The organism is Actinomycetota bacterium (genome assembly GCA_018334075.1).
GTDB lineage: Bacteria > Actinomycetota > Coriobacteriia > Anaerosomatales > UBA912 > JAGXSC01.
Genome location: JAGXSC010000058.1, coordinates 1 through 8,875, shown reverse-complemented (window position 1 = coordinate 8,875; position 8,875 = coordinate 1). Strand labels below are relative to the sequence as shown.

At 61.0% G+C, this 8,875-nt stretch carries 11 protein-coding genes; 7 read left to right on the top strand and 4 right to left on the bottom strand.

Annotated features, from left to right (window positions below):
* The first annotated feature begins 131 nt into the window (after positions 1 to 131).
* From KGZ89_07840 to KGZ89_07815, 6 genes are all read left to right on the top strand, one after another.
* The gene (locus tag KGZ89_07840; protein MBS3974759.1) at positions 132 to 641 is read left to right on the top strand and encodes a nitroreductase family protein; all 510 of its coding nucleotides are present in this window, start codon (positions 132 to 134) and stop codon (positions 639 to 641) included.
* Between the two features lie 4 nt (positions 642 to 645).
* The gene (locus KGZ89_07835; GenBank protein ID MBS3974758.1) at positions 646 to 1,311 is read left to right on the top strand and encodes an ATP-binding cassette domain-containing protein; all 666 of its coding nucleotides are present in this window, start codon (positions 646 to 648) and stop codon (positions 1,309 to 1,311) included.
* A complete protein-coding gene (gene fetB, locus KGZ89_07830; GenBank protein ID MBS3974757.1) occupies positions 1,312 to 2,124 on the top strand; it encodes an iron export ABC transporter permease subunit FetB in 813 nt (270 codons plus the stop codon). It abuts the gene before it with no gap.
* Positions 2,125 to 2,154: 30 nt separating this feature from the next.
* On the top strand, positions 2,155 to 2,505 hold the full coding sequence (locus KGZ89_07825) for a hypothetical protein (GenBank protein ID MBS3974756.1): 351 nt from the start codon (positions 2,155 to 2,157) through the stop codon (positions 2,503 to 2,505).
* Positions 2,506 to 2,575: 70 nt separating this feature from the next.
* Positions 2,576 to 3,583 carry a polyprenyl synthetase family protein gene (locus KGZ89_07820; GenBank protein ID MBS3974755.1) on the top strand — a complete coding sequence of 336 codons (1,008 nt, stop codon included), beginning with the start codon at positions 2,576 to 2,578 and terminating at the stop codon, positions 3,581 to 3,583.
* Positions 3,584 to 3,611: 28 nt separating this feature from the next.
* Entirely contained in the window at positions 3,612 to 4,811 is a 1,200-nt protein-coding gene (locus KGZ89_07815; protein ID MBS3974754.1) for an FprA family A-type flavoprotein, read from the top strand.
* On the opposite strand, the gene KGZ89_07810 is transcribed toward KGZ89_07815, so the two are convergent.
* Genes KGZ89_07810 through KGZ89_07795 form a run of 4 tightly spaced genes read right to left on the bottom strand, consistent with a single transcriptional unit; the run spans position 4,788 to position 7,735 of the window.
* Positions 4,788 to 5,624 carry an ABC transporter ATP-binding protein gene (locus KGZ89_07810; protein MBS3974753.1) on the bottom strand — a complete coding sequence of 279 codons (837 nt, stop codon included), beginning with the start codon at positions 5,622 to 5,624 and terminating at the stop codon, positions 4,788 to 4,790. The two genes, KGZ89_07815 and KGZ89_07810, sit on opposite strands and share 24 nt — an antisense overlap.
* The gene (locus KGZ89_07805; GenBank protein ID MBS3974752.1) at positions 5,624 to 6,424 is read right to left on the bottom strand and encodes a hypothetical protein; all 801 of its coding nucleotides are present in this window, start codon (positions 6,422 to 6,424) and stop codon (positions 5,624 to 5,626) included. Before KGZ89_07805 ends, KGZ89_07810 begins: the two co-directional genes overlap by 1 nt.
* Positions 6,421 to 7,281, bottom strand: a complete 861-nt coding sequence (locus tag KGZ89_07800; protein MBS3974751.1) for an energy-coupling factor ABC transporter permease — start codon at positions 7,279 to 7,281, stop codon at positions 6,421 to 6,423. The genes KGZ89_07805 and KGZ89_07800 overlap by 4 nt, the downstream gene beginning before the upstream one ends.
* Positions 7,259 to 7,735 carry a transcriptional repressor gene (locus KGZ89_07795; protein ID MBS3974750.1) on the bottom strand — a complete coding sequence of 159 codons (477 nt, stop codon included), beginning with the start codon at positions 7,733 to 7,735 and terminating at the stop codon, positions 7,259 to 7,261. The genes KGZ89_07800 and KGZ89_07795 overlap by 23 nt, the downstream gene beginning before the upstream one ends.
* 84 nt (positions 7,736 to 7,819) lie before the next feature.
* Here KGZ89_07795 and KGZ89_07790 point away from each other — a divergent pair, with 84 nt between their 5' ends.
* The gene (locus KGZ89_07790; protein MBS3974749.1) at positions 7,820 to 8,737 is read left to right on the top strand and encodes a LysR family transcriptional regulator; all 918 of its coding nucleotides are present in this window, start codon (positions 7,820 to 7,822) and stop codon (positions 8,735 to 8,737) included.
* The last annotated feature ends 138 nt before the right edge of the window (positions 8,738 to 8,875 follow it).

Here is an 8,875-nt window from a genome sequence, read left to right as displayed (position 1 = left end):
CCGCGGTCTTCAAAACCGTAGTGGGGCGTGAAGAGCGTCCCGGGTGTGTTCGATTCGCACGCGCCTCCGCCAAGCAGCGAAATCATCGAGCCGCCAAAGTTGAGCGCGAAACGCACGTAGGAGGTCGGATCATGGACGCATTGGTGTGTATGGCGACTCGCAGATCGATCAGGCGCTACACCGAAAAGCCGGTCGAGGCCGAGAAAGTCCAGGTGCTCCTCACCGCGGCGATGGCCGCACCATCCGCCGGGAATCAACAGCCCTGGCGCTTCATGGTGATTACCGACAGGGCTTTGCGCGAGCAAATCGCCGAGACAAGCCCGTACGCCAAGATGCTCCCGGAAGCGCCTTTGGCCATAGTGGTATGCGGGGAGACGAGAGGCCTTCGTCATCCCGAGATGTGGCAGCAAGACTGTGCGGCCGCCACCCAAAACATCTTGCTGGCCGCGCACACGATCGGCCTGGGGGCGGTCTGGCTCGGCTTCTATCCGCACACTGAGCGCTCCGAACCGCTCGCCGATCTTCTTGGACTGCCCGACTCGGTGCTGCCGATGGCCGTCATCGCGATCGGGTACCCCGCCGAGCAAAAAGAGCCCGCCGCCCGTTTCGAACCGGCGTTTGTCCACTACGAGTCCTGGTAGCGTCGTGTCGCCGCTTTCCGCCGAGGAGCTGACGTTTCGCATCCCAGGCTCGAGCGGCCCACCCTTGCTCGATGGCGTCTCTCTCACCGTGGCCCGCGGAGAGCTTGTCGATGTCATGGGTGCGAGCGGTTCTGGCAAGTCCACACTTCTTCGCGCGTTGGCCCGCTTGCTTCCCGGTTGCGAAGGGGCGCTCTTTTTGGACGGGACGCCAGCGGAGCGCATCGCGCCCACGCTCTGGCGAAGCCGCGTCTCGCTTGTGTCGCAAAAAACGGTGATACGCTCCGGCTCCGTGAGTGACAACCTTCTGCACGCCTGGAAGCTCAAGGTTCGCGCCGCCCAGGCACCCCCTTCCGACTCGGAGCTTCGTCTCGCTCTCGACAGCGTCGGGCTTCACGAGGTTGCGCTTCAGCAAGAGGCAGCTCGCCTCTCCGTCGGTCAGGCCGCGCGGATCGCCCTGTTGCGCTCCTCCCTGACATGCCCCGATGTGCTCCTGCTCGACGAGCCGGACGCCAACCTCGACGCGGAAAGCGCCGAGTTGGTCTCGCAAGTAATCGCGCGCTTCCTGACCGAGGGCGGCGCCGTCCTCAGGGTGTGCCATTTTGGCTCGCACTTGACTCCGGCGCGCCGTCTCAGGCTTCAGCAAGGAGCACTGACGGAGGTGACCCCCTAGATGCCGGATGCCGCCTCCGCACAGGTGATCCCCATCGGCCTGCCGCAACTGCTTCTCGCTACGGGCCTGGTGGTTCTAGTCGGAGTGATCTCAATCAGGCTTTCCCTGAAATTAGAACGCGAGCTGATGATCGCCACACTTCGAACTTACTTGCAACTCGCTTTACTGGGGCTTGTCTTGCAGTGGGTGCTTGATGTCGATACTCCCTGGCTGGTGCTTCTCGTGTTGGTGGTGATGGTGGCCGCGGCCGCTCAGCTGATCGCCCAGCGCACTCCCGGCGCCCCGCGCGGCGTTCTAGGCTCGTCGGTGGTGGCGATGGCGCTTTCGGGATTTACCGTCACATTCGCGGTTACCGGCCTTATTGTTCAGGTGGAACCCTGGTACATGCCTAGATACGTCATCCCTATCGCGGGGATGGTTCTCGGAAACTCAATGACAGGGATCGCGCTCTCGCTCGAACGCCTCTTTGCCGATATGGATCTGCGCGCCGAGGAGATCATAGCCTCGCTCGCCTTGGGAGCCACGCCGTGGGAAGCGGCGGGCGATGTGGTTCGCTCGGCGTTGCGCGCGGGATTGATGCCGACGATCAATGCGATGGCCGCGGCCGGAATAGTGTTCATCCCTGGAATGATGTCGGGACAGATACTCGCGGGAGTCGATCCCCTTGCCGCCACTGGATATCAGATCGTGGTCATGCTCATGGTTTCGGCGGCTACCGCCCTGGGCTCCGTGGCCGCCGTGATGCTGCTATTTCGCAAAAGATTCACCGCCGAGGGAGTTTATGTCGAGCAAGGCTATCGTAGTGACGTATAATGAGCGCATGACGCGCGAGGTGCCCAAAATATGAATCTGCTTGGCAACACCTATGTGCGGGTGAGCAACAGCTTTCTCCACGACATGGCGACCGGCACATGGGCCGCGTGTGTTCTGGTGTTGTGGGTTCTCAACAGGCAGGCACTCGGAGTGCCGCCGAGTGCCGCCGAGGCTCTTTCGCAAGCCGCCGCCGTTATCTGGCTTCTGTTGCTCGCCGCGCTTTTCGTGGTTACCGTGACTGGGATCCTGCGTCTTTTCTACTGGAGGGCCACCACGCCCGCCTCAGAGCTTGGCGCGAAACGCCGGGCGCTGATCGTCAAGCACATCGCTTTTCTCGTGATTTACGGAGGCGGAAGCTATTGGGCGTGGACGCTTCTATGAACATTTACATCACTGGTGATATTATGGCCGCTTGTAAATACACACGCTGCTTTCTTGTGCGGGGAGGGCCATGACCAGGTTTGAGCTTTACCTGAAGCGTAACGCTGCCAGGTTTGACCGTTATCTTGCAACTTTCTTTTCCGACGGTATCCATCCCGACATGAAGCGCTACCTGTACGATCCGGTCGCGCAATTCACTTCCAACGCCGGAAAACGACATCGTCCGCTGATATGCCTGCTCGCCTGCGAGGCCGTGGGGGGAGACCCCAAGCTTGCTTGGCCGTCGGCGGCGGCGATCGAGCACTTTCATACCGCCGCGCTCATACACGACGATATCGAGGACTCCTCGCTGACGCGCAGGGACGAGCCGTGCATGCACGTTTGCGAGGGCGATGGCATCGCGATCAACGCAGGAGACCTAGCGCTCTCCTTGGTTTGCGGCACCGTGGTTGCCGACCAGGGCCTCGACGACGCTGTTAAGTTGAGGGTACTCGCGGAGCTCGTAACCATGACGACCCGGACAATCGAAGGCCAGGCGCTCGATATAGGGTGGGCCAGAGATGGCCGCTTCGACCTTACCATCGACGATTACCTGCTGATGGCCAAGCATAAGACGGCCTACTACTCGGGCGGCGTTCCTCTGGCTGTAGGGGCGATCATAGGCGGGGCGTCCGACGAGCAAGTCGAGGTGCTGCGTGAATTCGGCATGGCGGCTGGACTCGCCTTCCAGATACAAGACGATGTACTCAACCTCGTAGGCACGAAGGAGGCGACCCGCAAAGACTTCCGAAGCGACATCACCGAAGGCAAGCGCACGCTGGTGGCGGTCCACGCGCTCCAGCACGCAGTCGAGCGTGAGCGTCTGCTCGAGCTGCTCTCGGGCGGCGTTTCGGAGTGCGCCGCCAAGGAGGAGGCCGTGGCCATTATGCGCTCCTCGGCATCTATAGAATTCGCCGAGAAGTATGCGCTGAAGTTGATATCCGACGCGAAGGTGAGCCTGAAGGACGCCCTTTCGCCAAGCAAGGCCCGCGAACTTTTGTTGTCGATGGCGGACTTTTTCATCAAGCGAAGTTCCTGAGATGATTGCGTGAGAGTGGAGGCGGCAGATGTCAATGCGTTCAGTTCGCGTTTCTGAGGGTATCTCGTGGGTCGGAGCGATCGACTGGAATTTGCGGGACTTTCATGGCTACGAAACTCCGCGCGGCACCACATACAATGCGTACCTCGTGCAAGGCGCCGAGAAAACAGCGCTTGTCGATACCGTCAAGGAACCGCTAGTTGACGAGTTGCTGGCCAGGGTGTCCGACCTTATCGATCCCGCGAAGGTCGATCTGATTGTCGTCAATCATGTCGAGCCTGATCACAACGGTGGATTGCGCAGGGTCATGGAAGCCATGCCCCAGGCGCGCGTCGTGGCCTCACGAGCGGGCGTCGCTGGGGTAGCTGACTATCACGACGGACTCGCGATCGAAGCTGTCGGACCCGATGATGTGATCGATCTCGGCGGCAAGACGCTGCGTTTCCTGCCGATGCCGATGGTGCACTGGCCCGATTCGATGTTCACCTATGTCGCCGAGTCCGCGACACTTCTTCCAAACGACGCTTTTGGACAGCATCTGGCGACCTCGGAGAGATTTGCCGATGAGGTTGGCTGCGATCTGGCGCTCGAGGAGCTCGCCATCTACTACGCGAACATACTGATGCCGTTAGGTCCACAGGTGGCCAAGGCGGTCGAAAAGGTGCTCGCAAAAGAATGGAAGATCGAAGTCGTCGCCCCATCGCACGGTGTCATCTGGCGCGGTGAAGCACTCGGTTACGCGCTTGACGCCTATTCGCGACTGACCTCGGGGCGGGTGGAAAACAGGTTCGTTGTGGCCTTCTCCACGATGTGGGGCTCTACCTCGGCACTGGCCGCCAGGATAGCCGACGCACTTGCCGCCGAAGGCGTAGGAGTCGATGTTTTCGACCTTGCGTCCACCCCCAAGGCGCATATCACTCACGTGTTGCACAGCGCGCGCGGGTTGCTTCTCGGCTCTCCGACTATGCACCATGGCATGTTGCACAATGTCGCCGGCTACTTACAGTATCTGGCTGGATTGAAGCCCGTCGGCAAGGTTGCAGGAACATTCGGCTCTTACGGTTGGAGCCCCGGTGCGTGCAAGCAGATGGAGGAGAGGCTGGCCGCCATGGGCTTTGAGCTGCCGTTCGAGCCGTTTACGGTGAAGTATAGCCCGAATGACGCCGATTTCGACGCGGCCGGCAAGTGGGCGGCGCGCTTCGCGTCAGGTGTTGCGCCATCTCAGTAAGGATTCGGCGGCGTCTTCGATCGAAAGCGCTGGAGCGGGCCGATCGCCCGACCGTTCGCCGAGGCGGGCGAAGAGCTCGGCGAGCACAGGCGGCTTGATGTTCCCGGCCGCAAGCAGGTTCGCTTCGCTGAACACTTCGGCGGGAGTGCCGGTAAAGGCGATGCGACCGCCGGGAGCCAGCACGTAGGCGAAATCGGCCAGCAGCGGAACGCTGTCAATATCGTGTGTCGACATCACGATCGACACCTCGTTTAGCGCCAGCACGCGCATCAGCTCCAGCATTTTGTCGCGCGAGGCCGGATCCAGCCCCTCAAACGGCTCGTCCATCACAAGCAGCTCGGGCCGCATCACAAGCGCTCCGGCCAGTGCGACTTTGCGCTTCTCGCCACCGGACAGATTATGCGGCACCTTGTCGCGCAAGTGTGCGATGCCGAGCAACTCAAGGGTTTCCATGACACGGCGCCGCACCGCTTCTTCCGCCATGCCGTACTGCCTCGGCGAGAAGGCAACATCGTCAAATACTGTCGGTGCCAGGAGCTGCTCCTCAACGTTTTGGAGCACGACCCCGATTCGTTCGCGTATCATCTTCCACTCTCGCGAAGGATCCACGCCAAAGACCCGCACAACCCCTTCTTGCGCGCGCAGCAGTCCCAGGATGTGGTAGAGCAGCGTGGTCTTTCCCGAGCCGTTGGGGCCGAGTACCGCGACTCGCTGGCCGCGCAGCGCCACGAAATCCAGGCCGCACAGATCAACCTCGGTGCCGTCCTCGTATGAGTGTTTGACGCAGCTGACTCGCACTATCTCCTCGGGCATCATCGCACTCTCCTGAAAAGCCCGGCCGTGACAAGCAGGATCACAAGGGAGACCATCGGCGCGATCCAGCTGTACGGGTTGAACACATCGGCGTACGCGCGCGCGGCCACGGCGGCGCTAACAAGCAGAAACGCCGCGGCAACGAGCGCGATATCGGCATGAAAGGAGCGTCCTTGCAAGGATGTCACCTGCAACCTGCCTTCGTAACCGCGCAGCCGCATGATGTCGTGGTCTCTTTGCGCCAGGTCGATTGCGTAGAGCAGCAGTCCGCCTAGAGCCCGGGTAATCGCCTTGGCGCTTCGCACCGGCTGCCCGTTTGAGAGACCCGAGCGCAGTCGGACCGCCGTGAGCAGGTTTGCGAACTTGCCCAGCAGCAGGAAGGTCGAACGGTAGGTCATCAGCATCGCGTCGCCGACGATGGTCGGCATCACTTTTTGCAGCGGAGCGAAAACCTGCGGGTAAGGGGTTGTGAGGATCAAAGTCACCGCGGTCAGTGCCGCTACGACCGCCTTCAGGATTATGGCCGCGCCAGTTATCGCGTCAGGAGCGGCCGAGAACGCAAAGACAGCGGCGAAAATCGCCGGATACATCGATAGCGAGAAGGCCAGGCCACCGGGTACCCGCGTGCTTGCGATCACCGCCGCCAGCAGTAGTCCTATCGCCGCCAACACCAGTACATTCCAACTGACGATCACCGCGGATAACACAAGGGCAAACGCCGCCAGCTTCGCGCGCGGCGCCGCGTGATGCAGCCACGAGGAACCCTTTGTTGCCGAGGAGTCTATTGCGGCAAGGTTCACCTATGTGGCCCAGTTTCATCTCCGGGCGGCGAATGCCTCCCCCCTGACAAGGCGCCCTCGAAGACAAGCGAGGGTCTTGCCTGGGCGATAAAGCCAATGATCGCCGCGATGATGAGTCCTTCGAGCAACCAGCCGATAGGTCCCAGCGTAAAGACCACTGTCGCGAATCTTGTGACAGACAGCGTCTTCTCTTCCTCGTGCGCATGATCGTGCGCGTGATCGTGCTCATGCTCATGTCCATGTTCTTGATCGTGGCCATGAGCACCGTCGTCCAGAAGCTTTAGCTTGAAGACGCCATCACCAAACGGGTTCTCGAACCTCATATTGCCAGGATCGAGCGCACCGGTTTCCCGCGCGGTGAGATCGCCTCCGCCTCCTAGCCACACGATACCGACGAGCAAAAGTGTTGACAGCGCAAGGGATGGAATCGTCGTGGCGAACGCAGCGATAGACGCGCGGCCCTTCCCGAAAAGACCGATCAGGGCACGAAACAATATCCAGCCGACAAGCATCTCCGAAAAGATCACGATAGTGTTCAGCCCGATAACGGTGACACCGCCGTGGCCGATCAGAGCCAAGGTCGTGACAACGATAAACGCTGCGATCGGTGAGAGAACCGGGCCAAGCAGTATGCCGCCCAAGACTGTCAAGTTGATGTGATACGCGATAGGGATGATCTCGCTCGACATCGCCACCATCATCAGCGCGGCGATGACCCCGAGCATCGGAACCTTTCGCCTGTAATCATCGGCCAGCGCTATCCGACCCATCACGCCCACGAGAATTGCCGCTCCGATCCAGCCGATCAACCACAGCCAGACAGGCAGCACGCCATCAGGAATGTGTATGTGAGACACAACTTCCTCCCTCTTGCTTGCATTGTGCGCATACGCCATACAACTCGATTTCGTGCGCGATAACTGTGGATCCAGCTACCGATGTCGCCTCGAAAGCAGTTTCCTCAATTGGGCAGGCGGTGTGTTCGACTCCTCGGCAATTCGTGCAAACCAGATGATGATGGTGGCCTTCCACCTCACATCGGGCGTAAACCGCCGAGTCGTCGAGCGCTCCGACGCGGGTCACATACCCTGAGCGCTCGAGCGCCGCCAAGGCGCGATAGATCGTGGCCAGTCCGACGTCGTGGCCATCGGCGGTAAGCGCGCTTCGCAAATCTTTAGCGGAAAACGCGGCGGAAGAGGAAGCGAATTTTTCCGCGATAAGCGATCGGGCGGCTGACATCCTGCCGCTTCCGTATGGCAGGTCATTAGGCACGGGCGTGGCACCTCCTGTCGCTCGGAAAGTGAGAATCATTCTCATTTTCCTAAATGATTGTACCGCGAATGCTTTGCCAGGTAGCATAGAAAAATGTAAAAACCAAGATCGGGAGGATTTACCGTGAACATCACTCATCTGCGCACGTTTGTCACCCTGGTTGAGCAGGGCTCCTTCTCGGCGACCGCCCGTACCATGGGCTTCTCGCAGCCGGCGGTCACCATGCAGATACAGGCACTCGAGGCCGATCTGGGCGTCACGCTGGTGGACCGCAAGTACCGCAAGCTTGAGCTTACCGAGGCGGGCGGGGTTCTGTTGCCATACGCCCAAAGAGCGCTCGTGGAGGTCGATCGCGCCCGAGAGGAGATCGGTCGGCTTTCCGGCGTCGTCTCCGGCCGTCTGCTCATGGCGGCTAGCACCACTCCGGGGCAGTATATTTTGCCCGGACTGCTCGCCGAGTTCCTTGAGGAATACCCGCAGGTGGGGATATCCCTGCAGATCGCGGACACCGCCCGTGTGGTCGAGGCTGTGGCCTCCGGTGAGGCTCATCTCGGCATGACAGGCGCGGAGCTGCTCGACGCGAAGGTCGCTTTCGAGCGCATGGGCTCCGATGACCTTGTGGTGATCTGCCCGAAAGGACACTCGCTCGCGATGGGCCGCAGATCGATTTCCGACGTTGCCGAAGCTCCGTTTATCATGCGGGAGGAGGGGTCGGGCACGCGCCTGGTGGCCGAGGAAGTCTTGCGCGAGGCATCGATCGACCCCGGCGACCTGCACGTGGTGACCGAGCTTGGCACCAGCGAGGCGATTGTCAGCGCGGTCGAAGGCGGCATGGGTGTCGCGGTTGTAAGCCGCTTCGTCGCCGAGAAGGCCCTTGCGCTCGGCACGATAGCTCTCGTCGAAGCCGATGGCTTTCCGGCGACCCGACCGCTATTCGCGGTATTGCCCCGCGGGAGCTGCACGAGAGCGGCCGAGGCGTTTCTCGGCTATCTGCGGGATGCGCTTGGCGGCATCGAGTCCGGCGACAATCCCCGGTCGTGAACCCCGAAGGCGATTTTGTGACCTTCACATTCGCCACGACGCATGATGCGATCGCTGCCGAAGCGCTGTTTCTGCGCGCGGTGCTCGACGTGGTTCCGGTACCCGCGCCAAAGACGGAGAAGGCGCTTTGTGGCTTGG

Coding starts and splice junctions, on each gene's coding strand:
- KGZ89_07840 (MBS3974759.1), top strand. CDS start 132: ATGGACGCATTGGTGTGTATGGCGACTCGCAGATCGATCAGGCGCTAC.
- fetB (MBS3974757.1), top strand. CDS start 1,312: ATGCCGGATGCCGCCTCCGCACAGGTGATCCCCATCGGCCTGCCGCAA.
- KGZ89_07825 (MBS3974756.1), top strand. CDS start 2,155: ATGAATCTGCTTGGCAACACCTATGTGCGGGTGAGCAACAGCTTTCTC.
- KGZ89_07820 (MBS3974755.1), top strand. CDS start 2,576: ATGACCAGGTTTGAGCTTTACCTGAAGCGTAACGCTGCCAGGTTTGAC.
- KGZ89_07815 (MBS3974754.1), top strand. CDS start 3,612: ATGTCAATGCGTTCAGTTCGCGTTTCTGAGGGTATCTCGTGGGTCGGA.
- KGZ89_07810 (MBS3974753.1), bottom strand. CDS start 5,624: ATGCCCGAGGAGATAGTGCGAGTCAGCTGCGTCAAACACTCATACGAG.
- KGZ89_07795 (MBS3974750.1), bottom strand. CDS start 7,735: ATGATTCTCACTTTCCGAGCGACAGGAGGTGCCACGCCCGTGCCTAAT.